This window comes from Elusimicrobiota bacterium, assembly GCA_016182905.1.
GTDB lineage: Bacteria > Elusimicrobiota > Elusimicrobia > UBA1565 > UBA9628 > GWA2-66-18.
Map to the genome: position 1 here is coordinate 17,470 of JACPFR010000006.1, position 26,865 is coordinate 44,334.

The 26,865-nt window shown below is 69.1% G+C and carries 25 protein-coding genes; 7 read left to right on the top strand and 18 right to left on the bottom strand.

The window, feature by feature from the left end; translation table 11 throughout:
* Window positions 1–25: 25 nt before the first annotated feature.
* Genes HYV14_02510 through HYV14_02535 form a run of 6 tightly spaced genes read left to right on the top strand, consistent with a single transcriptional unit; the run spans window position 26 to window position 8,896 of the window.
* A complete protein-coding gene (locus HYV14_02510; GenBank protein MBI2384865.1) occupies window positions 26–367 on the top strand; it encodes a gliding motility-associated C-terminal domain-containing protein in 342 nt (113 codons plus the stop codon).
* Window positions 364–2,403 carry a hypothetical protein gene (locus tag HYV14_02515; GenBank protein ID MBI2384866.1) on the top strand — a complete coding sequence of 680 codons (2,040 nt, stop codon included), beginning with the start codon at window positions 364–366 and terminating at the stop codon, window positions 2,401–2,403. The genes HYV14_02510 and HYV14_02515 overlap by 4 nt, the downstream gene beginning before the upstream one ends.
* A complete protein-coding gene (locus HYV14_02520) occupies window positions 2,403–3,761 on the top strand; it encodes a HAMP domain-containing histidine kinase (protein MBI2384867.1) in 1,359 nt (452 codons plus the stop codon). Before HYV14_02515 ends, HYV14_02520 begins: the two co-directional genes overlap by 1 nt.
* Window positions 3,762–3,777: 16 nt before the next feature.
* Complete coding sequence (locus HYV14_02525; protein MBI2384868.1) at window positions 3,778–5,262, top strand: hypothetical protein; 1,485 nt, start codon at window positions 3,778–3,780, stop codon at window positions 5,260–5,262.
* Entirely contained in the window at window positions 5,262–6,815 is a 1,554-nt protein-coding gene (locus tag HYV14_02530; GenBank protein MBI2384869.1) for a hypothetical protein, read from the top strand. Before HYV14_02525 ends, HYV14_02530 begins: the two co-directional genes overlap by 1 nt.
* Window positions 6,812–8,896, top strand: coding sequence for a HAMP domain-containing protein (locus HYV14_02535; GenBank protein MBI2384870.1), 2,085 nt, complete (start codon window positions 6,812–6,814; stop codon window positions 8,894–8,896). The genes HYV14_02530 and HYV14_02535 overlap by 4 nt, the downstream gene beginning before the upstream one ends.
* On the opposite strand, the gene HYV14_02540 is transcribed toward HYV14_02535, so the two are convergent.
* The 18 genes from HYV14_02540 to HYV14_02625 form a co-directional block, all read right to left on the bottom strand.
* Entirely contained in the window at window positions 8,893–9,438 is a 546-nt protein-coding gene (locus HYV14_02540) for an OmpA family protein (GenBank protein MBI2384871.1), read from the bottom strand. The two genes, HYV14_02535 and HYV14_02540, sit on opposite strands and share 4 nt — an antisense overlap.
* Window positions 9,439–9,533: 95 nt before the next feature.
* Complete coding sequence (locus HYV14_02545; GenBank protein ID MBI2384872.1) at window positions 9,534–10,319, bottom strand: MotA/TolQ/ExbB proton channel family protein; 786 nt, start codon at window positions 10,317–10,319, stop codon at window positions 9,534–9,536.
* Between the two features lie 68 nt (window positions 10,320–10,387).
* Entirely contained in the window at window positions 10,388–10,804 is a 417-nt protein-coding gene (locus HYV14_02550) for a response regulator (GenBank protein ID MBI2384873.1), read from the bottom strand.
* 40 nt (window positions 10,805–10,844) lie between these two features.
* Window positions 10,845–11,246 carry a response regulator gene (locus HYV14_02555; protein MBI2384874.1) on the bottom strand — a complete coding sequence of 134 codons (402 nt, stop codon included), beginning with the start codon at window positions 11,244–11,246 and terminating at the stop codon, window positions 10,845–10,847.
* Between the two features lie 86 nt (window positions 11,247–11,332).
* A complete protein-coding gene (locus tag HYV14_02560) occupies window positions 11,333–12,550 on the bottom strand; it encodes a hypothetical protein (protein MBI2384875.1) in 1,218 nt (405 codons plus the stop codon).
* 91 nt (window positions 12,551–12,641) lie between these two features.
* Window positions 12,642–13,631, bottom strand: coding sequence for a hypothetical protein (locus HYV14_02565; protein MBI2384876.1), 990 nt, complete (start codon window positions 13,629–13,631; stop codon window positions 12,642–12,644).
* Window positions 13,628–14,515 (bottom strand): TIGR00730 family Rossman fold protein, encoded by an 888-nt coding sequence (locus HYV14_02570; protein MBI2384877.1) that lies wholly within the window; start codon window positions 14,513–14,515, stop codon window positions 13,628–13,630. The genes HYV14_02565 and HYV14_02570 overlap by 4 nt, the downstream gene beginning before the upstream one ends.
* Entirely contained in the window at window positions 14,512–15,783 is a 1,272-nt protein-coding gene (locus tag HYV14_02575; protein MBI2384878.1) for a TRAP transporter large permease subunit, read from the bottom strand. The genes HYV14_02570 and HYV14_02575 overlap by 4 nt, the downstream gene beginning before the upstream one ends.
* Complete coding sequence (locus HYV14_02580; GenBank protein ID MBI2384879.1) at window positions 15,780–16,217, bottom strand: TRAP transporter small permease subunit; 438 nt, start codon at window positions 16,215–16,217, stop codon at window positions 15,780–15,782. The genes HYV14_02575 and HYV14_02580 overlap by 4 nt, the downstream gene beginning before the upstream one ends.
* 34 nt (window positions 16,218–16,251) lie before the next feature.
* Window positions 16,252–17,259, bottom strand: a complete 1,008-nt coding sequence (gene dctP, locus HYV14_02585) for a TRAP transporter substrate-binding protein DctP (protein MBI2384880.1) — start codon at window positions 17,257–17,259, stop codon at window positions 16,252–16,254.
* Window positions 17,246–18,109, bottom strand: coding sequence for a hypothetical protein (locus HYV14_02590; GenBank protein ID MBI2384881.1), 864 nt, complete (start codon window positions 18,107–18,109; stop codon window positions 17,246–17,248). The genes dctP and HYV14_02590 overlap by 14 nt, the downstream gene beginning before the upstream one ends.
* 40 nt (window positions 18,110–18,149) lie before the next feature.
* Window positions 18,150–19,829: a BamA/TamA family outer membrane protein gene (locus HYV14_02595; protein ID MBI2384882.1), complete on the bottom strand. Its 1,680-nt coding sequence runs from the start codon at window positions 19,827–19,829 to the stop codon at window positions 18,150–18,152.
* Window positions 19,826–20,686, bottom strand: coding sequence for a methylenetetrahydrofolate reductase [NAD(P)H] (metF, locus tag HYV14_02600; protein ID MBI2384883.1), 861 nt, complete (start codon window positions 20,684–20,686; stop codon window positions 19,826–19,828). Before metF ends, HYV14_02595 begins: the two co-directional genes overlap by 4 nt.
* Before the next feature lie 119 nt (window positions 20,687–20,805).
* Window positions 20,806–23,727, bottom strand: coding sequence for a tetratricopeptide repeat protein (locus tag HYV14_02605; protein ID MBI2384884.1), 2,922 nt, complete (start codon window positions 23,725–23,727; stop codon window positions 20,806–20,808).
* Window positions 23,728–23,781: 54 nt separating this feature from the next.
* Window positions 23,782–24,762, bottom strand: a complete 981-nt coding sequence (locus tag HYV14_02610; GenBank protein ID MBI2384885.1) for an aldo/keto reductase — start codon at window positions 24,760–24,762, stop codon at window positions 23,782–23,784.
* 72 nt (window positions 24,763–24,834) lie between these two features.
* Window positions 24,835–25,131, bottom strand: coding sequence for an ATP-dependent Clp protease adaptor ClpS (locus tag HYV14_02615; protein ID MBI2384886.1), 297 nt, complete (start codon window positions 25,129–25,131; stop codon window positions 24,835–24,837).
* Between the two features lie 2 nt (window positions 25,132–25,133).
* Window positions 25,134–25,835: an O-methyltransferase gene (locus HYV14_02620; GenBank protein MBI2384887.1), complete on the bottom strand. Its 702-nt coding sequence runs from the start codon at window positions 25,833–25,835 to the stop codon at window positions 25,134–25,136.
* Window positions 25,820–26,155 (bottom strand): hypothetical protein, encoded by a 336-nt coding sequence (locus HYV14_02625; GenBank protein ID MBI2384888.1) that lies wholly within the window; start codon window positions 26,153–26,155, stop codon window positions 25,820–25,822. Before HYV14_02625 ends, HYV14_02620 begins: the two co-directional genes overlap by 16 nt.
* A 306-nt stretch (window positions 26,156–26,461) precedes the next feature.
* Between HYV14_02625 and HYV14_02630 the strand changes: the two genes are divergently transcribed.
* Window positions 26,462–26,865, top strand: a 404-nt coding sequence (locus tag HYV14_02630) for a hypothetical protein (protein MBI2384889.1), incomplete at its 3' end; no start/stop codon positions are given.

Here is a 26,865-nt window from a genome sequence, read left to right on the forward strand (position 1 = left end):
GCATCTTCCCTATATACTCCCGGGAATGCTGCATAAGATCGTCGGATTGGCGCTTTTCCTCGTCAGCGCCGGCGTCGCCTCCCCCATCGCGCCGCAGGGCTTTTCCTTCACGGGCGTCAACCGCTTCGTGACGCCCAACGGCGACAATAAGAACGATTTCGCCGTCTTCCAGTACGCCAATCCTCAGGATGCCGCGGGGACCATCCGTATTTATGAACTGCGCGGCCGCCAGGTGGCCTCCGTCGCCATCGAACCCGGCACGACTTTCGCTTCCTGGGATCCGCGCGGCTACGCGAACGGCGTCTATATCTACGTCATCTCGATCGATCAGACCGCCAAATCCGGCGTCCTGGTGGTGGTCCGGTGACTCTCAGGCGAACGCTGGCCGGCGCCCTGCTCGCGTGCATGCTTGCAAGGCCGGCCGGAGCCGCGTTCGAGGAGACCGGCGCCGGCGCCCGCGCGCCGGGCCTGGGGGACGCTTTCGCTCCGCTGGCCGACGACGCCTACGCGCTCCACTACAATCCCGCGGGCCTGGCCCAACTCGACCGCAAGCAGTTCTCCGCCGCCTATTCGCGCCTGTACATGGGCCTGAGCGACGGTTCCGAGATCGGCTCCTCTCAGTTCGTGTACGCCCACCCGCTCTCGCGCGGCAAGAAAAGCCGGACCTTGGCCTTCGGCTTCGACCGTCTCTCGCTGGCCGGCGCCTACTCCGAGCAGGCGCTCACGGCGGCCTACGGCTTCAAGCCGATCGAGCGCGAATCCGGCTCGCAATTGATGGCGGGTTTCGCGGCCAAGTATCTGACGCGCGCGTTCACCGCGCCTCCCGAGGCATCCAATGCGTGCAGCGGCATCAACTGCGGCCAGGGCGCCGACCCCGTGCTCAGCGGCGCGAAGAGCAAGAGCACCATCGACGCCGATCTCGGCTTGCTCTACCGCTTCCCGACCCGCTGGCAGGCGGGCCTGGCGGTTCAGCACCTCGCCGCCCCCAACGTGGCGTTCTCGGGCAGCGACAAGCTCGAGCGCGCGATCAACCTGGGATTGGCGTATAAATCTTTGTGGTTGAGTCTGATCGGAGAAGTCCGCATGAAGAAGACCGCCTCCGGCTCCAGCGGCCGCGACTATGTCTTCGCCGCCGAGCGCTATTTCCCGAGTCTCGACTACGGCCAGTTCGGCGTCCGGGGCTCACTCGGCGTGGGCAGCGACGATTGGCGCCAGATGACGATGGGCGTGTCGTACCGCATCAATAAGATCCAGGCCGACTACGCCTTTCTCCTGCCGATGGGCGCGGTCAAGGCCAATTCCGGCTCCCATCGCGTCGCTCTGACCTTTCACTTCGGCGCGCCGACCGGCGATGAGGAGATCAGCCGCGAGCTGCTCGAGCAGGCCAAGCGACTGCGCGAGCACGGTCCCGACTACGGCTACGAGTACAAGCAGGAGCTCAAGCCTCAGGACTTGAGCGATCCTCGCCTGGCCCTAGTGCGTTCGCTCATCGAACAGCGCAGATATCGCGCGGCGCAGAAGGAGCTCAGCGACTTCGCCCTCAAGCAGCCTCTCAGCCCCGCTTTGATCCGGCTGTCGAACCGCCTCGGCCTGGTCGCCTCGTATTACCCGGAACTGCCCGAGCCCGGCGGCAAGTTCGACACCCACCTGATCGCGGCCCTGCGCGGCGTACTCAACGGCGAGGATCGCGTGGCGATGCTGCACGCATCGTATGCCTTCAGCATGAAGCCGGAGGACGCTCTCATCGCCCACTACATCGAGGAGATGGAGAAGGCCGTGGGGCTCAAGGCCGATCGTCTGCCGCTCGATCATCCCCGCGGCTTCATCGACGAGCTGCTTTATCGCGTCGAGTTCGCCCACACTCGCGGCGACCAGGGCCGCGTCGAGGCCCTGCTCAAGGACGTGATCGAGCTTGAGCCGGAATCCGTCACGGCGCTCGAGCGCCTGGGCTCGCTGCGCTACATGGCGGGCCGCTATCTCGAAGCCAACCGGATGTGGGAAGCGGCGCTCAAGCTCGAGACCCGGGAGAAGGAGATCGAGTCCCTGCGGACCTACATGAAGCTGGCCGCCGAGCGCGCCAGCGGCAAGCAGCTGCCCGGCGGCCTGGCGCCGGCCGCGGCCGCGGAGCCCGAGCCGGCGGCCGCTGAGCCCGCCCCGACGGCGGCGCCCGCGCCCGCCTCCGTGGTCCCGGTCCGGCCGTCGCCGGCCGCTCCCGCCGCGCCGGCGGCGAAGCGCGCGGACCTGCGCGACGTGCAGGTCCTCTATCAGAAGGGCGTGGAGCACTACGCGCGCGGCGAGTACCTGCAGGCCAGCGCGATGTTCCTGCGCATCATCCAGATCGATCCCGAGAACGAGCAGGCGCGCAAGGCGCTCGAGCGCCTCGATCGCCGCAAGCCGCGCTGATGAGCATACGGTTCAAGCTCGCGTCCGTCCTGCTGATCGCCATCGCCGTCACGGCGGTGGCGGCCGCCGGAAGCTTCTTCGTGATCGAAGGCGCGCACCTCCGCCGCGGCGAGGAGGAGAAGATACACATACTGACGCAAAGCGTGAGGACGATGGCCGTCGAGTCTCAGCTCGCCAAGGATCCGCTCATGCTGCTCGACTACGTCTCGTTCCTGACCCGGGATCGTCCGGAGATCCGATCGGCGCGCGTCAACTTCTCCGGGCGCTGGCAGGACGCCGAAGGCGCCAAGTCCGTCGCGGGCGACGATAAGCTGCGCGTCGAGCTCGTGACGGCGCCGGCGGCGTCGGGTCAGGGCGCCGTCGTGGTCTCCCTCAGCTTCTCGACGAAGGAGCTCGAGCGGAGGATATCCGCGGCGCGAACCAGCCTGGCTCGAGACCTCGGCGGCGCGGTGCTGATCGTTCTTTTCGCGGGCGTGCTGCTCAGCATCCCGCTCGCCTGGACCTTGACCCGCCGCCTAATCGTCATCGAGCGCGCCCTCGCCGACGTCGGCGAGGGGCGTCTGAGCCGCCGGATCGCGGACGGAGGCTCCGACGAGGTCGCGCGGCTGGCCAAGGGCGTCAACAGGATGACGGTGCGCCTGGGCGAGCTCGAGGACATGAAGCGGACCTTCGTCGCTTCGGTGACCCATGAGCTTCGTTCTCCCCTTTTCTCCATCGACAGCTACGTGCGCATGCTGCTGGCGGAGGCCAAGAGCCTCACCGCGGAGGAGCGGCGTCAGCTCGAGCGGATCCATCAGAACGCGGCGCGCCTGGCTCATTTCGTCACCAGTCTGCTGAACACGGCCAAGATCGAGCGCGGCAACATGGATTTCCATCCGCGCCTGTGCGACCTGACGCGTCTCGTCGAGGACGCCGCGCTGTTCCAGCGCCCCTGGGCCGAGGAAGAGGGCAAGAAGCTCATCCTCGAGCTCGAGCCGGGCCTCCCCTTGCTGCGCGTCGATCCCGATCTGATCACCCAGGCTGTCACGAATCTCGTGTCGAACGCCGTCAAGTTCACGCCTCGCGGCGGACGCGTGACCGTGGGCCTGATGCGGATCCCGGAGGGAGTCGAATGCTTCGTGGCGGATAACGGGGTGGGCATGACTCCCGAGGCGCTCGCGACCCTTTTCAAGCCGTTCACCCGGGCGAAGAACAGCCTGTCCGCGATCGGCACCGGCCTCGGCTTGTCCATCGTGAAATCGCTCGTGGAGCTCAACGGAGGCGTCGTCGGAGCGGAGTCCGCCCCGGAGCGCGGCAGCCGCTTCTTTTTCAGGCTCCCGCTCGATAACAAATCCTTAACCGCGAGGCCGCGCGCATGAGTTATCCTATATAAGCATGCGCGCGCTTGCATTTTTTGCCGTGTCCGCCTTGCTCTGCGTCTCGGTCGAGGCGGCCGAGACGTCCTCGGACGAGGTCCTCGTTTCCGAGAGGCTCTCGGGCCGCGCCATGGCCGTGCTTGACGGCATTCTCGGTCCCGGCCGCGCGAAGGTCCTCGTCGAAGTCCGGGGCGAGCGGCTGCAGATCCGCTCCGAGGTCGAGATGTTCACTCCCATCTCCAAGGACGGCTCGGGCGGGGTCAAGGAAGCCCTGCGCCTGCTCGACCTGCCCGGCTATTACAGGGAGCGCGCCGCGGCCGCCGGGAAGGATCCCGGCGCGGCCCAGCCGATTGCGCCCTTCCAAAAGGACTTCGAGCACAGCCTGAGGGACGCCGGCTTCGAGATCAAGAAGATCGAGGCCACCGCCGTCCTGGACTCGGCCTTGACGGAGACCGAGGCGCGCGACGCGGCGCAGATCCTGCCGCAGCTGCTGCGCATCGATGACGCGCGCGGAGACAGGCTGAGCATCGTGCGGGCGCCCATGCGGCCCGCCTGGAAATCCGCTTTCTCCACGCCGGGGGACTGGCGAGCGCTCGCCTTCGCGGCGTCCGGCCTGCTCGGCGCGCTGCTCCTCATCCTCATCCTCGCCGCGGCGTTCGTGCGGGGCGCGCGCGTTTTCGCCAAGGAGCTGACCTCTGGGCGCGGCCGAGCGGAAGCGGAGCCGGGCATGGGTGAACCCCTGCCCGAGCTCATGCCCGGCTCGCCCGCGGGGCTCATCGAAGCCGGCGCCGGAGGCGGGTTCGCGGCGGCTCCCATGACGGCGCTGGGACGGCGGTTCGACTTTCTGGAGACGGCCGACGCGGCGGACGCGGCGCGCATACTGGCCGATGAGGCGCCCGCCGATCTCGCTCAGATTTTCGCTTATCTCGCCAAGCTGTCCCCGGAGACGGCCTCGCGGCTGTTCTCGAAGCTGCCGGCCGGCGTCCAGGCCGAGGCGTCGTCGGCCATTCTGAAGCTGAACGCCGTGGACCCGGACCGATTGTCCGAGATCGAGGACCGGCTGAGGATATCGGTCGCCAACGGCATTCGCGGTTCTCAGCGCCTCGCGTCGATCTTGAGCCGCTTCCCCGGCGACGAGCGCGCGCAGCTTCTCGAGCGCCTGGCCGACAAGGATCGGCCCGGAGTCGAGTCGGTCGAAAGCCTGCTGTTCACGTTCGAGGATTTCGCGGCGCTGTCTCCCACCGACCTGCGGCGCGTCATGGGCGCCGTGCCGTACGCGTTGTGGGGAACGGCTCTGCGCGGCGCCCCTCAGGGCCTCATCAGCCGCGTCCTGTCGGAGCTCCCGGAGGGGCCTCGCGGCTTGGTCCGCGAGGAAGCCTCGGTTCCCCAGCCGAAAGACAAGGTCGTGGCCGCCCGCGCAAAGCTGCTCGACATCGTTCTCGACCTGGCCGCCAAAGGGCAGGTCAGGCTCGAGCAGGGCGCCGGGGCGGAGGATACGCTTTGATGCCGCCTCGCCGCGACCCGCTCGTGGAGGCCCGGCGCAGGCTGGATGAGGCGGCCGGCGCGCTCGACGACCTGCGCCGCCTCACGGGCGCCGGCGAGGCGCCCGCCGCGCCTCTCGTTCCCGCGTCGGAAGGCGTCAGGCGCGAGGCCTTGGCCTCCGCCCGCGAGGATCTGCGCCGCCTGTCGGCGGAGCTGGAGGCCTCTCGCGCGCAGGGCGCCTCGCTGCTCGAGGAGCTCGGGCGGTTGCGCTCGGAGTTGGCCGAGCGGCCGACGGCGCGCGACCTCGAGGAGGCCCGCGCCGAGGGCGAAGCGGATTCGGGCCGCCGCGCGGCGGAGCTGGCCCGGCAGGTCGTCGGGCTCAAGGAGCGCGTGGCGCTATTGAGCGCCGAGCACGTGCGCCTGGAGACCCTGCGGCGCAAGGCCGAGGCCTTCGGGTCGGACGCCGAGGCGTCCCGCCGCTCGATGGAGCAGGCCTTGAGGCGCGACCTTCTTGCCGCGCACGCGAAGCTCGACCGGGCCGCCGCCGAATCCGGAGTCCGCGACGCGAAGGCCGTCTCCGAGGTCGATGCGCTGCGTAAACGCCTGGACCAAGCGCTCAGCCGCATCCAGCGCGATGATCTGGAGCGCAGGCAGGCGCTCGAGGCCGTCCCGTCCTTGCGCGCCGATTTGGATGCGGCTTCGGCCGTCATCGCTTCGCTGCGCCGGGAACTGTCCGAGCTGCGGGCGACGGCGCTGGGGCGCGAGCGCGCGCTCGAGCTGAACGCTCATGAGCTGGAGCGGAAGCTTCACGAAGCGCTCTCTCCCTCCCTGCCGCCGGCCGGCATCGAATCGGAGGGCGGCCTCGAAGAGCCTTCCGGCGTCGTATATCCGGCCATGGAGTTCGCCCTCGAACCGGGCTGGGCGAGACTGCTTCGCCTCGTGAAGCCGCCCCTTCAGGCCGCCTACGGTCACCTGCGCCGTCTTTCGTCCGGGCCGATGTCGACGGGGCAGCGCGCCCTCCTGCGTCTGACCGGCTCGAGTCTCAGCCAGGCGGCGGATTCCCTGGCGACGATCGAACTGGCGCTTTCCGACTCGCCGGCGTCGACCGAAACGGCCCCGATCTCGCCGGTCCTCGATTCGGCTCTAGCGGCCTGGGACGCCGCGTTCCGCGGCCGCGGAATCACTCTGGCGCGCGAGGGTTCCCGCCAGATGCCCGACTCCCCTCACGACCCGGAGCAGCTGCGCCTGGCTCTGCACCATGTGCTGCGCAACGCGCTCGAGGCGCTTCCTCGCGGCGCGACGTTGCGCGTCAAGCTGGCCGCGTCCGAGTCCGGGGCGGTACGGCTCGAATTCCGCGACGACGGTCCGGGCTACCCGCTCGCTTGGCTCGAGCGCAGGTTCGAGCCGTTCGTCTCTCCCCGTCAGGGCCGCGCGGGACTGGGACTGGCGGCGGTGCGTCGCGCGCTGCGCCGCTGGGGCGGCGACGCGGAGGCGTCGAACGCCGCGAGCGGGCACGGCGCCTGCTTGATCTTGGCCTTCGCGCCCGCGCCGGCGCGCCCCTCAGACAGGCCGTGAAGCTCTTCCCGCGCCTCTTCCTCATCCTGATGCTCTTCGCGACTTTGCCGCTCGCCGGGCTCGGCGGATGGATGATGTCCGGGCGCAGGGCGGTGCGAGACAACGCCCGCGTCATGCACGGGCGTCTGGCGGCGCTGACGGGAGAACAGGCGGAGCGCACGCTCGAGCAGCTCAACCGGGCGCTCGGCGTCGTCGAGGAGCTCGACCGTGCTCGCGGCCTTACGCGGCTCGAAGAGGGCGCCGTGAGGCGCGCCGCGCTCGCGGACTCCTCCATCGCGCTGATGTCGCTCGTCGATGCCGCGGGGCGCGAAGTCGTGCGCGTGGCGGACCCGGATCTGTTCTCGACCAGCCCCGAGGATCGCTCGGGCGATCCCGCCTTGCGCGAGTCGAAGAAGACGGGCCTGGTGTCGCTGGGCGCGCCGATCTCCGCCGGCGGCCGGGCCTTCGTTCCCGCCGTCCATCCGCTGGCCGACGGACGCAGCCTGTACCTGATCTATTCGCTGACCGCCCTGGCCAAGCGCATGCAGCGCATCACCACGAACGCCGGCCGCCTGCTGTTCGTCGACGCCGAGGGCCGCCCGATCCCGGGCGTCGGCGCGCCTCCTCCGGCGGCGGATTGGCGCTGGCCCGGCGGGAGCGGGGGTGGGTGGCTCGATGACGTCGCGGGCGACGGCGGCGCATGGGTCGCCGCCGCGGCGCCGGTTCCCGCCTTGGGATGGCACGCGGTCAGCCTGCAGCTGCGGCGGGAGGCCTACGCGGAGGAATCCGAGGTCGCGGCGCGAGCGGCGGCCTTCTTCCTCGCGGTGCTCGTGCTGGTGGCCGCGGGCGCCTACATGCTGAGCAAACGCCTGGTTCGGCCTGTGGAGCTTCTTCTCGCGGCGGCCGAGCGGGTGTCCGCCAATGATTTCTCCCGTCCCGTCCCCCCCCTCGGCTTGGGCGAGTTCGAGCGTCTTCGCTCGACCTTCAACGCGATGACGGAGAAGGTCAGCCGCTACCAGGGCTTGCAGGTCGAGAAGCTCCTGGAGGAGAAGGCCAAGATCGACGCTTTGGTCAAGAATATCCCCGATGGCGTCCTCCTGGCGGCCCACGACGGGCAGGTGCTGTACATCAACGCCCTCGCCGCCAGGATCATGGGCGTCGACGCGACGGGCAAGCTCGAAGTCTCCACGATCGTGGGCAAATCGCCCAAGCTGATGAAGCTGATCGACGCGGCTCGCGCGGGCAACAAGATGGGCGAGTTCTTCCACGTCGAAATACAGGCGAAGGAGGGCGAGAGGAATCGGTACTATTCCTGCCAGGCTCTGACCGTATCCCGCGAAAAGGTCCAGATAGGCATCCTCGTGCTCCTGCGCGACGTGACGGTCGAGCATGAGCTGGAGAGCATGAAGGAGGAATTCTTCCATTCCCTCGTGCACGACCTGCGGGGGCCGCTCACGGTGATCGACGGCATCGTCACCCTCATGAAGAACCTGCCCAACGGGGGCGAACGCGAGAAGCGCTACGCGGAGTTCGGCGCGCAGGCCTCGAAGCGGCTGGCCGGCCTGATCACGGACATCCTCGACACCGCCAAGATCGAGTCCGGCACGATGAGGATCAACCTGGCGAAGACGAAGGCGGAGTCGATCCTCGATGCCGTCCGCAAGCTCTATCAGATCCCCGCCGACGGCAAGAGCATCGTGCTGACGGCCGCGTCCGCGCCGGACGCCGAGCTGACCTGCGACGCGCCGCTCCTCGAGCGCGTGCTCATGAACCTGGCCGGCAACGCGTTGAAGTTCACCCCGGAAGGCGGGCGCCTCGCGCTCGCGGCCCGCGTGGTCGGCCCGGACGTCGAATTCTCGGTCCAGGACAGCGGCCCGGGCATCCCCGCCGACAAGCTCGACGCGGTGTTCGAGAAATTCAGCCAGCTCGACCGAGACGCGGCTTCCCGCGCCGGTTACGGCCTGGGCCTGGCCATCTGCCGCAAGATCGTGGAGCTGCACGGCGGCCGCATCTGGGTGGAATCGAAGCCCGGCGACGGAAGCCGCTTCGCGTTCCTCGTGCCGCGCGCCGGCCCGGCGGCCAAGCCCGCCGGTCCGGCCTAGTTCTCGCGGCGGAGGATGTTGATCTCGATGCGGCGGTTGGCCGTGCGGCCCTCGGGCGTCGCGTTCGTCTCCACGGGACGGAACTCTCCGTAGCCGATCGCCGACAGGCGCTGCTGCGCTATGCCGTTGATCTCGAGGAAGCGCAGGACGGCGAAGGCACGCGCGGCCGACAGCTCCCAGTTCGTGTCGAACTTCGCGCCCTTGCCGAGGGGACGGTCGTCGGTGTGGCCCTCGATCTGGATCGCATTGGGCAGGTCATTGAGGGTCGAGACGATCTCCTGGAGAATCGGCAGGGAATCCTTCTTGAGATAGGCGTCGCCGGAGTCGAAGAGCACGGGAGCCATGAAGACGATGCGGATCTTGTTCTCGCCGATTTCCAGACGGGCGATCTTCTGGGTGCCGTAGCGGGTGAACATCTGCTGGATGCTCTGGGCGTCGTTGGAAAAGCGCTGTTCGGCGGCTTTCACGCTCATCTGGACGCCCACGCTGCGCGTCGCGGTGGCGACGTAGAGCAGCAGGAAGAAGATCATGAGATAGCTCATGAGGTCGCCGTAGGTGATGGCCCACAGCGCGCCGCGGTTGAGCTGGTTCTCGAGATCCTCTTCGCGCTCGTCCCAGGAGCCGCCGCTCGGGTGCCTCAGGTCGCCGCCTCCGCGTCCGCCTCCGCGCCGATCTCCAGGTCCTGGTAGGCCGCCAGCCGCAGCTCCACCTGGAAGGTCGGGCGGCTGATCGAGATATCGAGGACGCCCTCGACGATCATTTCAAGGATCATCGTCTCGCGCATCGCTTGGGAGCGGATGTGGCCGGCCAGCGGGACGCAGATGAAGTTGGCCATGCCGATGCCGATGAACGCCGAGGACAGCGCCAGGGCCATGGCCGGGCCCAGGCGCGTCGGCTCGGACATCGAATTGAGGACCTGCAGCATGCCGACGAGAGTGCCCAGCAGGCCGAACATCGGAGCGAGAGTCGCCATGGTCCTCAGGACGTTGGCGTCTTCCTGCCGTTGTATGCGCCGGCGCCGGATGGCGATGTCGAGGATCTCCCGCGAGCCGTTGGTCTCCCCGCAGGCCGCGGCGGTCTCAAGGGCGTACTTGAGGAAGCCGCCCGCGAAGCCTCCACCCTCTCCGCGAAGCGCGAGGATGCCGCCCTCGGCGCGCGCCCGCCGCGAGAGGCGCGCCAGCTCGGCCGCGGCCTCGGTCGGCGAGGGCAGGCCCCCGGGGAACAGCACCCAGGCGACGGCGCGCAGGGCCCCTAGGATCTGCGGGAGAGAAGTATTGATGAGCATCGCCGACGCGAGGCCGCCGAAGACGATGAGCAGGCCGTGCGGATCGTAGATGTTCCGGGCGGCGCCGGGGCGCGTGACGATCCATGCCAGCACGCCTGCGGACGAGAGGAGTCCGGTCCAAAGGCTGACGTTCACCATAGGCGGTAGGATAGCGCCTATGCGTTACAAATTCAATATGCGGCCGTTCTTGGTGCGGAGGGCGCCTTTCAGGGAGCCGTCCCCGGGGGCAGGGCCTCCGGAGCGGTGATGCCCGCGAGCTTCCAGACGTATTCTCGCAGCCTGGCCAGGTCGATCGGCTTGGCGATCAGCCCGATGGTCGGATCTCCGGCCGGCAGAAGCTCGCGCGCCTTTTTGAGGTCCATGCCCGTCATGAAGATGATCGGCACCCGGGGGATCCGCGGATCCTCGCGCAGCATTTTGAGCGTTTTCGTCCCGTCGCCGTAGCCCGGCATCTGGATGTCGGAGATGATCAGAAACGGCTTGATGTCGCGCGCCTGGAGGAAGGACTGCAGGGCGTCGGAGGCGGTCGTTATGGTCAGCCCCGGGTGGGCGAGCGCTCCCTCGAGAATGGCGAGGATCGCCGGGTCGTCATCCACCATCAACAGCCATTTGGTCCTTGGCATCAGTCGAGGTCGATGAGCAGGATCTTCGCCATGCGCGCGCTCAGGCGTCTTCGGCGGGAGCGGCCGGAGGCGCGTCCGACTTGCAGAGCGCGTCGATGCTGCTGCCGAGGTCGGGGAGGTGCGGCGGCTTCTGCCGGCAGATGAAATTCGTCAGTCCCTGAACCCGGGCCCACTTCTCCTGATGCTCGACCGGCATCCCTGAGCAGATGATCACAGGCTTCGCGTGGAGGCCGGTCTCACGGAAGTTGCCCATCGCGGCGGGGCCGCCGCCTCCCGGCATGTGCATGTCGATGATCATGAGATCGGGCTTGACGGTATGCAAAAGCGCTTTCAGATGGGCGGCGTTGTACACGACCGACACTTGATGCCCCCGGTCCTTGAGGAAGTCGCCCACGACCGTGCAGTAGGCTTCGTCATCGTCCGCGATGATTATGTTCGCCATCGCCGTAGTCTAATCTACTCGTCGGCCCGCGCACAAGGGGGAACGCGGCGTGCCCCCGCGCGCGATCATCGGTCTCGGGCGGCCGACTAATCTTCCCTCGACATCGCGCGAAGGCGCTTGAGGACGCTCTCCCGGTCGCACGGCGATGCCAGGCAGGAGCGCGCGATCTCTCGTGAATCCCCGAGCGGCGGCAGGAACTCGGCGCGCTGGTAGTCCTTCACGGCCTCGTCGCGGCGTCCGAGGACGTCGAGCGTCATGCCTCGCAGCAGATGGAGCAGCGACCGGAACGTGCCCGGCTTCTCCTTCGCCGTCGTCTCGATCGCGTGGTCGAGCCAGGCCAAGGTCCGCTCCATCTCCGGCTTGGCGAGGCAGTCGGAGCCGGACAGGCCGCACGCCAAGGTCAGCCACTTGCGGCGGAAGGCCCTCGGGTCCGCGGCGACGATCGCGTGCAGCTCCCGGCCGACCGCCAGCGAGCCGTCCCAGTCGCCGAGGCGGTGGCGGACCACCGCCTCGAGGAATATGAAGTAGGGACTGCCGGGAAAGTCCTTGCGCAGGCCCTGGATCAGGGGCAGCGCGCGCGCGTCGTCGTGCAGGTCGACGAGGTAGATCGAGGTCAGCATCTGCGCCGCCTGGCGCCGCGCGAAGCCGGCCTTGTCCGCCGCGCGCTGGATGCGCTCCAGGCCCCGCTTCTCGTCGCCGCGCAGGCCGAACAGCGCGCCGAGCTTGGCGATCCCCTGGAGGTGGGCGGCCTGGTAATCGAACACGCCCAGGCCCAGATAAACGTCCTCGTACTCGTCGTCGAGCTTCACGCACCTCTTGAGGTGCTTCATCGCCTTCTTGCCGTCGAAGTAGGCGTCGAGCCACTTCCCTTTCATGAGGTTCCACTGGCCGCGCACGCCGAGCGTCATGCCGGAGACGTAATAGCCGTCCAGCCGCGTCTGCTTGTCCTTGGACTTGATGTAGTCCTCGGCCTTGCGCACGCCGGCCTCGATGTCCTGCTCGAAGAGGCCCTGCAAAGTCGGCGTATCCTTGAACAGCCCGTACTCCTGGGAGGCCTGCCACCAGATGGCGCCGGCCTCGAACAGGTAGCCGAAGGGGTTGTCCGGCTCGAGCTCGATGAGCTTGCGCGAGGCGCGGCGGGCCTCGGCGTAGTCGAGGCTGTACAGCGCGGTCAGGCCCGCGTCGAGCTGGGCCGTCGCCGCCGGCGACGTCCGCGCCCCCCCCGCCCGCGCGGGTTGAACGGAGAGGATGAACCACAAAGACACGAAGGCACAAAGAACGAACGGCTTTAGAGTCGACGGCATACGGCCATGGCCGGCGACTTCTCTATCCGTTGCCGTTCTTCGTGTCTTCGTGTCTTTGTGGTTCGATCCGTCGTCGTTCCAGTTCCCCATCTCAGTTCGCATAGATCCGCTCGCCGGCGTCGCCCTTGGGGTTCTTTTTGCGCGGGGCCTTCTTCGCCTTGGGCTTGGGCGCGGATCTCGGCTCGGGCTTCTCCAGCGCGGCGGCGCGCGCGCAGGCCGGGCGAAGGCCGAGGTCGCAGGCCGTGCGGTGATCGGCGAGGGCCGGGTCCTTGGCCTTGAGCGCCTCGTTGGCGAGGCCGCGGCGGAAATAGGCGTCGGCGAGCGTCAGCCGCGCGGCGTTCACGCCGCGCGGGACCGCGCCCGCCCGGCGGCGGTCGTCGAGGGCGCGCTCGAGGTCGGGGATCGCCCGGGTCAGGTCGCGGTGCGCGTTCTCCCAGTCTCCGAGCGCGGAGTAGGCGCGCGAGCGCCAGGTCAGGATCTCGGCCCGGCGCTTCTGCGGACGCTCGGCGGCGGCGGACAGGGCGGCGAGCGCCTCCCGATGCCGCCGCGCCGACAGGAACGCGCGTCCGTCGCCGAGGCTCGGCCGCGGGTCCTCGGAGCCGAGGAACCGCGCGGCCTTCGCGAAGGCCGCGCGGGCCTCGCGGTCCGACTTCGGCGGGCCCGAGACGAGGCGGGCCTCGCCGAGCGCCAGCCAGCCGTCGGGGTCGTCGTGCCGCGTCGAGAGGAACTCGAGGGCGTCGCGCTCGGCCTCGACGCCGCGCCCGAGGGCCGCGCGCGCGCGGGAGCGCATCAGGATCGCGCGCTCGTTGCGGGGGTCGAGCTCGAGGGCCTTCGTGAGGTCCTCCTCGGCCGCGGCGTCGTCGAACAGCGCGGCCTCCCCCTCCGCGCGCGCGAAGTGGGCGTGGGCCAGGAGCGGGCGCCCGTCCTCCGGCAGCCAGGCGCGCAGGGCGCGCGTCGCGTACTCCACCCGTTCCGGGTCCGACGCGCTGCGCGCCTCGGCCTTGCGCAGCTGCTCGACGAAAGGCGACAGCGCGCTTACGGGCGCGGCGAGCAGGACGCCGAGGACGGCCGCTCCGATCATGAGGCAGCGAGCGTCTCCTTGTGGGACTTCCAGAACTTGCGGATGTGGTCCCAGCCTTCCTCGGCCGTGTCCACCATCTTGAAGAGCTTGTTGTCCGCCCAGTTCGTCATGCCCTGCTCGGCGAGGTAGTCGAAGTCCACGAGCCGCTTCCAGAAGGTCTTGCCGACGAGGACGATCGGCAGGGCGCGCTTCTTTCCCGTCTGCACGAGGGTCAGCGTCTCGAAGAGCTCGTCGAGCGTGCCGAAGCCTCCCGGGAACGCGACCAGCGCCTTGGCGCGCATCAGGAAGTGCATCTTGCGCAGCGAGAAGTAGTGGAACTGGAAGCACAGCTCCGGCGTGATGTAGGGGTTCGGGTCCTGCTCGTGAGGCAGGGTGATGTTCAGGCCGATGGATTTCGCGCCGCACTCCCACGCGCCGCGGTTGGCGGCCTCCATGATGCCGGGGCCTCCCCCGGTCACGATCACGTGCTCGAGGTCCTGCCCCGTCTGCTGGGCCTTGGAGAGCAGGGCCGAGAAGCGCCGGGCCTCCTCGTACCAGTGGGACAGCTCGACCTTCTTCTCCGCGAGGACGACGAGCCGCTTGAGCTCGACGTCGCGGGGGCGCTCGGAGAGGTTCTCCTGCGCGACGTTCAGCTCGCGGCGGGCCTCCTCTCCGGACAGGATGCGGGCGGAGCCGAACACGACGATGGTCGAGCGGATCTTGTGCTCGCGCAGGATCAGCTCGGGCTTGAGCAGCTCGAGCTGGAGGCGGACGGCGCGGAGGTCCTTGCGGCCCATGAAGTCCATGTCGGCGTACGCCTTGAGGTAGGCGTGCGACTCGCGGATCTTCTTGAGCAGGGCGATCCTTTGTTCGGGGAGCAGCTCTCGTGTCGGTTTAGGGTTCATTGGAGTTTGAGAAGGCGGGGCAGCCACAGGCTCAGGGCCGGCCAATAGGTGACGACCATCAGGGCCCCGACAAGCAGGATCCAGAAGGGAAGGACGGCGCGGTACAGCGCCGGGAGCGGGCGATCGAAGCGGCGCGACGACAGGAAGAGGTTCAGGCCGAGCGGCGGCGTCATGTAGCCGATCTCGAGGTTGAGGAGGAAGAGCGCGCCGAGGTGCACGGGATCGATGCCGTACTGCGTCGCGACGGGGGCGATGATCGGCACGACGATGACGATGGCCGAGAAGATCTCCACCATGTTCACGATGAGCAGGAAGACGTTGAGCAGAGCGAGGAAGCCCCACGGGCTCTTCACGTGCTCGTGCAGGAACGCGAAGATTCGCCCCGGGATGTCCGCGTCGATCATGTAGCTCGTCAGGCCCAGCGCGCAGCCGAGGACGATCAGGATCGCGCCGACGAGGATCATGCTCTCGCGGGCGATCCCCGGGAGCTTCCGCCACGGCACGTCCTTGTAGATCAGGACCTCGGCGATCATCACGTAGAAGGCCATGACCGCGGCGGCCTCGGACGCGGTGAAGAATCCGCCGTAGATGCCGCCGATCACGATGAGCGGAAGCGGTATTTCCCAGGCGGCGGCGTGCGCCGCCTCGCGCAGCGCCCGCCAGGAGAACGGGATGGGCTTGACGTTCTCCCGCTTCGCCACGACGAAGGCGTAGAGCGACAGCGCCGCGAGCAGCAGGAGCCCCGGGACCGCGGCCGCGGCGAACAGCTTGTCGATCGAGATCTTGCCGACGAGGGCGTAGAGGATGATCGGCAGGCTCGGCGGGAACATGAGGCCGAGGCTCCCCGTCGTCGTGATCAGGCCCAGCGAGAAGCTCTCGGGGTAGCCCTGCCGGCGCAGCAGCGGGAAGATGAGGCCGCCGAGGGCGATGATCGTCACCCCCGAGGCTCCGGTGAACGCGGTGAACAGCGCGCAGGCGCACAGCCCGGCGACCGCGACGCCGCCGGGCAGCCAGCCGAACATCGACTCGGCCAGCGCCACGAGGCGCTGCGGCGCCTTGGACTCGGCGAGCAGGTAGCCCGCGAAGGTGAACAGCGGCACGGCGATCAAGGACGGCAGCGAGGCCAGGCGCGAGAGCTCGATGATGACCGCCGACGACTGGATCCCGGCGCCGTCGAACAGCCACAGCGCCAGCGCGCCCATCAGCGCGAACACGGGGACGCCGGCCAGCGCGAGGGCGGCGAAGCCGGCCAGCGCGAGCGCCGTCATTTCCCGGCCGCCTCGGCGGCGGCGTCGGCGCTCTTGAACAGTATGTGGATCAGCACCAGCGCGAAGCCCGCGGGGATGCCCGCCGCCGCGACCCAGGACTGGACCGCCAGCCCGCCGACGTTCAGGAGCTCGGAGGGGTTGGCCCGGTCGTCGATGAAATAGGTCCACGAGGCCCGGAGCAGGAGCGCGGTGATCGCCGCGCCCGCGAGGTTCGCCGTCAGGCGCAGCCAGGGCCTCCAGCTCTCCGGCGCGCCGACGTGCGCGGCCTCCCAGGCGAAGTGCTTCTCGGAGGCGGCGGCGAGCGCGGCGCCGAGGAAGCCCGTCCAGAGGACCAGATGCTTGAGGACCGTCTCCCCCCACAATAGGCCGAGGCCGAAATGGCGCAGGACCACCTGGGCGAAGGCGAGCGTCACCATGACCGCGAGGAGCGCCACTAATACGGCGCCCTCCACGGCGACGAGACTCGCCTCAGCTTTTCTTAGCTGATCGCGCACGGAGGGCGGCGAGCTCCTTCTCGAACTTCCCGAGCAGCTCGGCGGAGAACAGCTTCCCGGCGAGCTCCCTGCGCGCGGCCGCGCCCAGCTCCTCGTACCGGCGGCGCGTCGCGGGGCCGGGGTCCGGGGCGAGGTCGAGGCCCTGCTTCTTCAGCGCCTCGAGGGCCTTGTCGTTCTCGGCGTTGGTGAGGTCGTTGAGACGCTTGAGGTGCTTGGCCGACAGGTCGGACAGAGTCTTCTTCTGGTCGGCGGGCAGCGCGTCGTAGAACCTCTTGGAGACGAGCACCGCGCCCGTGGACTCCGCGATCGGCACCGGGTAGATGTGCTTGACCTTCGAGTGCCACTGCAGCGCGACGACGCCCAGCGGCGGGCCGTACACGCCGTTGATCATGCCGGTCTGCAGGGACTGCATGACGTCCACGATGGACAGCGGCACCGGGTTGACCCCGAGGGCCTTGTAGGCCGCCTGCGCGATGGGGTCGCCCTCCCAGACCCACATCTTCTCCTTCTTCATGTCGTCGGGCGAGCCGATCGGGTTCTTGGTGAACACGAACACCGAGCCGAGGTCGGTCCAGCCGAGCAGGACGAAGCCCCCCTTCTCGACGGCGGCGTTGAGCTCCTTGGCGTGCTTCGCGCGCACCGCCTCGAGCTCGGAGCGGGAGCGGAACAGCCACGGGGCGTCGAGCAGCCGCGTCTCGGGGGCGATGTCGCCCAGGCCCACGCCGGTGAAGCCCGCGGCGTGCAGCTGCCCGATGCGGATCTTCTTGACCACGTCCTTCTCGTCTCCGGAGACGCCGCCGGCGTAGAACTTGAACTTGAGCTTGCCCGCGGTCTCCTTCTCGAGGTCCTTCGACAGCTCGGTCAGCACCTTCATCCAGGTGGAGCCGTCCGGGGCGAGCGTCGCGAACTTGATCACCGTGGTCTGCGCCGCCGCGGGCGCCGCCAAGATGAAAGTCAGAGCCAGGGATCTAAAAGAAATCATCGATCTTCTCCATGAGCTGAGCGGCCTTCTTCTTCGCGGCCTCGTCCGTGAGGCGAGCGTCGGGCAGCACGCCCGCGGGAGACTCGAGGACCTTCGCGAGGAGCTGCTTGAACAGCTCCCGGTCCTGCGTCGCCACCGCGTACCAGCGCGCGTTGAGGACGTGCGTCATCAGGTAGTTCCCGCGCGTGATCTTGTGCGCCCACTCGAAATGGGTCCTGGCCTTGGCCGTGTCGCCGCCGAGCATCGGCGGCCGCGAGGCGTAATAGACGCCGAAGAACAGGTCGGCCCCGCCGAAATGGAAGGCCGGATCGAGCTCGTAGACGCGCTTCATCAGCAAGGTGACCTTGGGCAGGTCGGCGAGGGCGGCGGAGTCGTCCTTGGAGAGGTTGACGAACCCCCCCCAGCCGAAGCCGGCCCAGAACAGGTCGGGCACGTCCTCCTTCTTCGCCCACTTCAGCGCCTTCTCGAGGTCCTCGATGCTCTTGTCCTTCAGGCCCCGGAAGACCGCCTTCTGCCCGAGCGCGGCCAGCGCGTGGTCGCGCGCGCGCAGGTACAGCCCCTTCGCGCGCTCCGGCTCGGCGTCCTCGACGAACAGGAAGGCGTAGCCGCCGAAGCCCTCGGCGACGAGGCGGCGCAGGGTGACGTTGCCGGGGTCGGAGACGAGCATCGCCTCGATCAGCTTGAGCTGGGAGGCGACGGCGTCGCGGCCCAGCTGGTAATCGGGCTCCTCCAGGGCGGCCTTGCGCCCTCGCTCGAGCATGGAGGCGGTCGTGCGCACGGCGTACCGGTCGATGGAGCCGCAGGCCGTGGAGGCGAGGCAGGCGGCCGCGAGGAGCAGCTTATTCCTCATATGGGGGGCTATCGTAGCAAAATCGGGCGGACGGGAGAGGTCAGTTGAGGCGCGAGGGAGGGCTGGGCTCGACGCCGCGGGCGGCGCTGTTGAACAGGTTGAAGGCCTGGCCGCCCTTGATCGAGATGACCCAGCGGGAGCCGCCGCCGGGGCCGCGGTTGAGCGCGTAGGCGACGTCGACGCGGCCCACGCCGCCGCTGCGCGAGCGCGTCGAGGCCGCGCGCAGGCCCATGCCGATGTCGGACTTGATGTTCCGCAGCGTGAGGTCGTCGCCCTCGCGGCCGACGACGCCGCTGTCCACGAAGACGGCCGCGCCCAGGCGCACGAGATGGAAGAACTCGCCGGGGAAGAAGAAGCGGTCCTCGAAGTTCACGAGCACGGCCTGGCCGCCGACGAAGCTGTTGTTCTTGTAGCCGCGCAGGCCCGTGCTGCCGCCGAGCGCGATCGCGTTGTCCCGGTCGAGGTACTTCCCGAAGGCGCCCTCGAGATGCCCGACCAAGGTGTGGTCCCCGCGCCAGTTCGTCTTCCAGAAGAAGTTGAGGTCCGCGTTCGCCAGAGAGTTCTCCCAGCGCCCGGCAACGGTCCGCCCGGTCAGGGCCACCCGTCCGATCGCGAAGCGGCCGGGGGCGAAGCTCACGCCCTGCTGGTTCGAGGCGCTGAAGATGACGCGGTCGCGGTCGGAGCCCGTCTTGGCCGACATCCAGCCGGCGCGGGCGGAGAGCTCGTTGCCGAGGTTGAAGTCCTCGACGCGCTCCATCCGGTCGATGTAGTTCTCCTTGATGTAGTCGGGCTGGACCCACGAGTAGCCGATCGTCGGGCCCGACAGCTCCCGGTTGTCGGGCAAAGTGCCGGGGACGGTCCCCGGCGCGGCGCCGCTCATGCTCTCGTACTGCGCCCGGTCGCTGTACCAGCCGCCCTCGACGCGCTGGACGAAGATCTTGTCCGCCTCGAGCCTCCGGCCGAGAGAGCCCTCGACGACGCGGCGGCGCACGCGGAACTCGGTGTACTCCTCCGCGTCCCGGTAGACGGATCTCTCCGACACCGAGCGCTGCCAGGAGACCGCCGAGGCGCGCGGCGAGTCGAGCGAGTAGAAGGGGCTCGTCAGCGACGCGATGCCGGCGTCGCCCGCGGTGCCGCGGGAGTACCCGGCGTTCAGCGCCAGGCGCGTGCCCATGAAGCGCGGGTCGCCGTAGCTGTAGGAGCTCGTGGTCTTTCTGCCGGTGCGCCCGTAGTCGAAGGCGAGGCTCTTGCCGTAGCCGAGGATGTTGCCTTCCTCGAGGCCGACGCCGAAGAAGCTCTCCCCGCCCTCCGTGCCCGCCGCGAAGCGCGGGTTCGTGGTCCAGCTGTCCTGGCTGCGCACGACCGCGTCGACCTCCCCGCCGGGCCGCTTGACCGGGATGATGTCCACGCGGCGGAAGGACCCGTTCGCGCGCAGGTTGCGTTCGGACTGGATGACCAGCAGCGGGTCCCAGACCTCGCCGGGCGCGAACAGGAGCTCGCGCCGGATGACGGACTCTCGCGTCGGGTAGTGGATCTTGTTGGCGAGGCGGAACGGCCACCAGTCCTCGCCGGGGACCGTCGGATCGAACACGTTGACGCGCTCGATCCGGATCTCGGCGATGTTCGCCCCGGGGGCCTCGGACGGGTACCCCGGGGATTCGTGGGCGGCGGCGGGAAGGGCGAGCAGGACCGCGGCCGCAGTGAGGCCGGCGGCCCTCATCGGCGCCGGAGACGCCCCAGGATCTCGGAGGTCGAGTGCGAGCGGTTCAGGGTGTAGAAATGGATCCCGGGCGCGCCTCGGTCGAGCAGCTCGCGGCACTGCCGGGCGCCCCACTCGACGCCCTCGCGGAGGACGGCCTCGGCGTCGCCTTGGACCTTGGCCATGCGCTCCTCGAGCTCGTGGGGGATCTTGGCGCCGCACATCGACTGGAACCGCTTGAGCTGGGCGTACGCGGTGACGGGCATGATGCCCGGCACGATCGGCGCGGTCACCCCGGCCGCGCGCGCGCGCGCGACGAACGCGAAGTAGTCCTTGTTGTCGAAGAAGAGCTGGGTCAGCGCCCAGTCCGCGCCCTCGCCGCATTTCCGCGCGAAGCGGGCGAGGTCGTCCTCGGGCGACTTCGCCTCCGGGTGGGTCTCGGGGTAGCCGGCGACGGCCATCTTGAAGCCCCCCCGCTTCTTGACGAAGGCGACGAGGTCGGAGGCGTAGCCGAAGTCCCGCTCTCCGGGCGGCGCCACGGGCTGGTCCTTCGGCGCGTCCCCGCGGAGCGCGACGAGGTGGCGGATGCCGAGGACCTCCAGGCGGGCGAGCACGGCGGTGATCTCGTCGCGCGTGTGCGCGATGCAGGTCAGGTGGCAGACCGTCGTGAGGCCCGTCTCGTTCTGGATGCGGCCCGCGGCCTCGACGGTGCGGCCCCGTCCGGAGCCGCCCGCGCCGTAGGTCAGGGAGACGTAGTCCGGATCGAGGCCCTTGAGCTCCTTGACGTCCGCGATGAACTTGTCGAGGTCCTCCGGCGCCTTGGGCAGGAAGAATTCGAACGAGAAGAGCGGGCGCCCTTTGCCGAACAGCTCGGAGATGTCGTGCACTCCGCTGATATTACCAAATGTCGGCGGCGCGTCGCTTTTATGACAAGTCCATGTAGGCCGCTTGGCGGTCCCGCCGAACGAGAACGCCCCGGGCCCGGATCCGAATCCCGCTAAGACGACTTTCCTTTGGCCGATCGGGATTCGGATTCCTCGATCAGCCGCTTGTACTCGTCGATGACGGTGGGGTCGGTGTTGACCATGCTCGCGGTCTTGAAGTCGCCCGCGGCGTTGCCGAACTTCTGGGAGGCGGTCCACACCGAGGCGCGGTTGCGGTAGAAGCGGTCGATCAGGGAGTTCGCGGCGATCGCGCGCGAGAAGGCCTCGAGCGCCTCGTCCTGGCGCTTCAGCGCGAAGTAGCCGAGGCCGAGGCCGTTGAGGGCGTTCGGGTCGAGCGGGTCGTTCTTCACCGCCAGCGAGTAGTTCTCGAGGGCCTTCGGGTAATCCTTGAGGAAGTAGTGGACGTTGCCGGCGCGCAGGTAGGCCTCGGCGTTTTTTGGGTCGACTTGCAAAGCTTTTCCTAATTCGCCGAGGGCGGCCCGGTAGTTGCGGCGCATCGTCAGCACGATCGCCAGCTTCACGCGCGCGCCCGCGTCGTTGGGCTCGAGCTCGAGCGCCCGGATCAGGTCCTGCTGGGCGGCCTCGAGGGCGTCCTGCGCGGTCAGCGCGACGCCGCGGCCCACGTAGGCGTCGGCGATCGAGCCGTCGATCTCCATCGCCTTCGTGTACTCGAGCACGGCCTTGTCGAACTGCTCGGAGTTGTGGAGCGAGTCGGCGCGCAGGATGAACACGTACGGGTCGCCGAGGTCCTTGATCATCTGGGCGTCGAGGTCGACGATCGCGGAGAGGAAGTCGTCCCCCTCGGGATGGCCGGCGGAGAAGCCGATGTGGGGGCTGCGGACGTAGGCGTCCATGCCGACGGCCTGGAGATACGCGCGGTGCGCCTCCTTGTACTGGCGCGCGGCGGCGTGGGAGATGGACTTCGCGATCAGGCCCTCGGCGCGGCGCGTGCCGAGCGCCCAGGCGGTGTCGATGTCCTCGATCGCGCGGGGGTACTGCTTCAGCGCGAACTTCGCGAGCGCGCGCTGCAGATAGGCGGGGCCGTGCTGACTGTCGATCTCGATGGCGCGCTCGCAGTACTTCAGCGCCTCGCGCGGGTCCTTCGCGAGGCGGCGCGCCTGGCAGAGGTGGGTCCAGGTGTCCTTCGAGCGAGGCTCGAGCTCGAGTGCCTTCTTGAAATCGGCCGTCGCCGCCTTCAGCTGGTTCAGAGAGGCGTAGGCGAGCCCCCGGTGCTGGTAGGCGCCCGCGAGCTTGTTGTCGAGCTGCAGCGCCTGGCTGAGGTCGCGCACGGCCTGCTCGTAGTCCCGCTGGCGCAGGCGGATGTGGCCGAGGGTGTCGTAGATCGAGGCGTTGCGCGGGTCCTTCTCGAGGGCGGCCTCGATGTCGCGCATGGCGGCGGAATGGTCGCCGATCTGGAACTCGGCGTCGGCGCGGCGCTCGAGGACGCGCGCGGCGGGTCCCTTCAGCGCGAGGGCGGTGTTGAAGGAGTCGATCGCCTTCAGGTACAGGCGGTTGCGCAGGCGCAGGGAGCCGAGGTTGTAATGGTAGCCGGGCTCGCGCGGCTTGAGCGCGACGGCTTTCATCACGTCCTGCAGCGCCTTCTCCGGCTCCTTGAGGGCGTTGGCGTACAGCGCGCCGCGCCCGTTGTAGGCCTCGGCGTGCTTCCCGTCGGCGCTGATCGCCTTCGTGAAGTCCTCGAGGGCCAGCGACGGCTTGTCGACGCGGGCGTAGAAGCTCGCTCGCGCGACCAGGATCTCGGGGTCGACGGGGTCCAGCCGCACGGCGCGGGTGAGGTCCTGCAGCGCGTGGGCGTCCTGGCCCATGCGGGCGAGCAGCCCTCCGCGCGCGGCGATCACCTGCGCGTTCTCCGGCTCGAGCTTGACGGCCGCGTCGAGGTCGGCGAGCGCCTTCTTGAGGTCCTTGTCGGCCTCGAAGACGCGCGCGCGGCGGCTCAGCGCCGGGACGCCGGACCCGAGGTCGTAGGCGCGCCCGTAGGAGGCGACGGCGTCCTTCCAGAGCTGCAGCGACTGGTAGCGGTCGCCGATCGCGACCGCGGCCTCGGGCGTGAGCTTCGCCGAGGTCATCGCGTTGCGGTAGTCCGAGAGCGCCTGCTCGCGTCTCCCGCCGCGCCAATGCAGCTCGCCCCGGTTGAAGTAGGGCGCGTAATCCTGCGCGTCGGCGCGGACGGCCTCCTCGAAATCCTTCAGCGCGCCGGCCTCGTCGCCCTTGCGCAGCTTCAGCGCGGCCCGGCCGAGGTACGCGTACGAGTACTCCGGATCGATCGAGATCGCACGGTCGTAGGCCTTCGCCGCGCGCTTGAGGTCGCCCTGCCGCGCCATCGCCGAGCCGACGAGCGCGAACGCCATCGTGAAATTCTTGTTGGAGCGCAGCGCCGCGGTCAGCTCCGCCACCGCCTTCGCGTCGTCGCCCTTGTCGTAGTAGGTGCGTCCCCGGGAGAACAGCCACAGCGCCGTCTTGGGCTCGAGCTTGAGGGCGTCGTTCAGGTCGGCCAGGCACTTGGCCCAGTCCCCCTTCTCTCGCCACACCCGGGAGCGGGCGTACAGCGCCTTCGGCGTCTTCTGGTCGGCCTTCAGCGCGGCGTTGAAGCTCTCCAGCGCCTTGTCGACGCGGCCGAGGAGCAACTGCGCCCCGCCCTGCGCGACGAGCTCGTCGACCGCCAGCGAGCCGGTGCCGACGCCGAGGAGCTCGAGCGCCTTCGCCGCGTCCGCCTTCTGCCGGGTCAGGTCGCCGGCCGCGTGCCACAGGCGCGCGCGCAGCTCGTAGGCGTCGCCGTTGCGCGCGTCGGCCAGCAGCGCCTCGTTGACGGAGCGCATCGCGTCCTTGAAGTCGCCGCGGCGGTACAGCGCGTCGCCCTCGATCAGAAGACGGCGGGCCGCGCCTTTATCGGCCGCCAGCAGGGGCGGAGCCAAAAAGACGAGGGCCGCGAGGGTCGTCGCGAGCGATCGTGAGGGCATCAACATGAGGAGAGTACCGGGAACGTGTTACAAATTCAAGGCTAAATGCGCCTTCTAAAGGTAGTAGTCGCGGATCCAGCGGTGCTTGGCGATCGCGGCCAGCTCGGCCGCGTCGAAGTAGTTGCCGTCGCAGGCGCGGGCGTTGAAGGTGACGTGGGAGACGCGGCGCATGCCCGGGATCACGGTCGTGACCGAGTCGAAGCTCAGGCAGTACTTGAGCGCGGCCGCCGCGAGCGTCTCCGCCTTGGGGCCTATGACGACGCGCGCGAGCTGGTCGGCGCGGCGGCAGGTCTCCGCCAGGCGCTCCCCGCCGAAATAATGCGAGCGGAAGTCCTCGGGCGCGAAGCGGGTCTCCGGCGTCAGCATCCCGGTCAGGCTGCCCTCGTCGAACGGGCAGCGCACGATCACGCCGACGCCCTTTTCCCGGCACAAGGGAAGGAGCTTGTCGGCCGCGCGCTGGTCGAACATGTTGAAGAGGACCTGCACGACGCCGACGAGGCCGGTCGAGACGAGCTCGATCGCGGACTCGGGGTCGTCGTTGTTGATCGAGACGCCCCAGTTGCGGACCTTCCCCTCGGCCTTGAGCTTCGCCATCTCCGCGGCGAGTGCCGGCCACATCGGGTCCTTCAGCCAGGAGTCGTGCCAGACGTGGAACTGGTAGAGGTCGACGCCGTCCGTGCCGAGGTTGCGCAGGGACCTCTCGACGCTGAGGCGCACCCAGTCCGGCGGGAACACGAGCGCCAGCCGGGAGCGGGGATGGCCGGGCCACTCCATGTTCTTCGGCGGCACCTTGGTGGAGACGACGGCGCGGCGGCCCGCTTCCTTGAAGAGGCGCGCGATGAGCCGCTCGGAGTGCCCGTGCCCGTAGGCGTAGGCCGTGTCGAAGTAGTTGATGCCCGAGTCGAGGGCGGCGTGCAGGGCGGCCATGGACTCATGGTCGTCCGTCGGGCCCCACATGGACTTGCCGATGCCCCAGCCCCCGAAGCCGATCTCGGAGATCGACAGCCCGGTCTTGCCCAGCGGCCGGTGCGGCAGCTTCAGCGACGCCTCGCTCGCCTTCATTCCCGATAATCTAGCAAAAAAGGGGTCGGACCCCGCGTCGTCGCGTTATTGGGAGAGCTTGACCTGGAGGCCGATGGAGGCGATGACGTCGGCGACGGCCTCGCAGCGTTCGAGGGCGCCCTGATAGACGACGGCGGAGCCTTTCGAGTGCACCTCCCAGGAGAAGGCGCGGGCCTGGGAGAGGGAGCAGCGCACGGCTTTGAGGAGGATCCCCTCCACCTGGTCGAACGTGTGGCAGTCGCAGTTGAAGAGGACGACGTTCCAGCCGTGATCGCGCTCGGCGTCGGCGGGGTCCTCGACCTTCCGGACCTGCGCGGAGCCTTTCCGCGTCGCGACGGGCATGCTCAGCGCCGGACGGCGACGGCCATGCCCTCGCCGGTGGGGATCATCGCGCAGGACGCGAACAAGGCCTCGTCCGCCAGCATCGATAACGCGGCGCGCATCGGCGCGACCTTCGGCTTGTCCTCGTGGTCCGCCGCGAGGTCGTCGCGGTGGAGGTTCCCGAACAGGTAGGCGTTGTCGCAGATCACGAAGCCGCCGGAGCGGACGTTTTTCGCGGCCCAGCGCGCGTAGTCGCCGTAGCCGGTCTTGTCCGCGTCGATGAACACGAGGTCGAAAGGGCCGTGCTTCTCGAGCGTCGGGAGCACGGTCATGCCCGGGCCAGTGTGGACGGTCACCTTCGCCGTCAGGCCCGCGAGCGCGACGTTCTCCTTCGCGACCTTCGCGTGCTTGGGCTCGTACTCGATCGTGTGGAGCATCCCGCCTTGCGGCAGGGCGTCGGCCATCCAGCACGCCGAGTAGCCGGCGAGCGTCCCGACCTCGACGATCTTCCTCGCGCCGCAGGCGGAGACGAGGAAATGGAGCAGGCGGCCCTCGTCGGGTCCGACGCTGATCGCGGGCAGGCCTTTCGCCTCGGTCGTCTCCCGGATCTCGCGCAGCGCGGCGCGCTCCCGGGACATCGTGCGCGTCACGAAGTCGAGCAGGGGCTTGGTGCGGTAGCCGGATTCCGTCGTGCCTTGATGGGCCATGGTCAGAGCCTCAGCCATTGCAGTATCTTCCACTTCTCGATCGCCTCGACCTCGTCGCCGTCGCGGCGCAGGCGGAAGCGGCGGCGCAGCGCGCGCGCGTCGCGGCGCAGCGCGGTGCGTTCCGGCGCGAGGAGCCCGACGCGCTCCTGCTTGGAGAGATAATCCGCGAACGCCAGGGCGTCGGCGACGACGGCGGCCGGCCCGCGCGGGCGGCAGCGCTGGGCGTGGGCGAGGAAGAGCGTCCGGTAGCGCGTCCCGAGCAGACGCACGGTCTGCGGCAGGTAGCGCGCCGTTTTCCAGAGGCGCTCGACCGGATCGGCGGTGGACGGGGTTTCCATCGGGCCGAGTTTAGCATTATTATGAGCCGGACTTAAACCGGAACGCCGTCGTAGGCCCAACGGTCCGCGACGGGCTGAGCCCTGCTCCGGCGGGCCGTTTTGAGACGTACGCGGGGCGCGTGTGAATAGGTGGATAAGTTCGGGGATATTAACACATCCGACACATGGTGCCAGGCTTTAAAGATTAATCTGCCGACGGTGAGCGAGGACTTAACATCAGGCACTTGACGGGGCCGAACGGCCCATGCTAGTATAGGCCCCAGGCTCCTTGTGGATATAGGTCTTTGGAGCCTACGCTTAGGTCCAATGGGATACCCCTCTCGCCGAGAATCCCGTCCCGGGACGACGCGCCGGCTCACGGCGTGCGCCCTCTCCTTGGCGCTCGCATTCCAAGGGGCCTCCCCCGCCCTCGCCGCCGTCGCTCCGAGGATCCGGGCCGTTTCCGCCGCGCTTCCCTCCCCCCTTCCGCCCGCCGAGGCCCTGCGCGACGCCGTGACCGCCTCGGGTTGGGCGCCCGCGCCGGCGCTCCTCGCGGTCGTGCCCGTCGCGACGCCCCGCCTCGTCGTCCCGGCCGGCCCGCAGGCCGCCTTCGACGCCCTGGCCGCGCTCCTCCGGGGCGAGCCCGACGCGGACGCGCTGCGCGCGGCGGTCTCGGCCGCGGCGGACGCGGCTCCCGCGGCCGGCCGCGCGGCGGCGCGGGACTGGGCGGC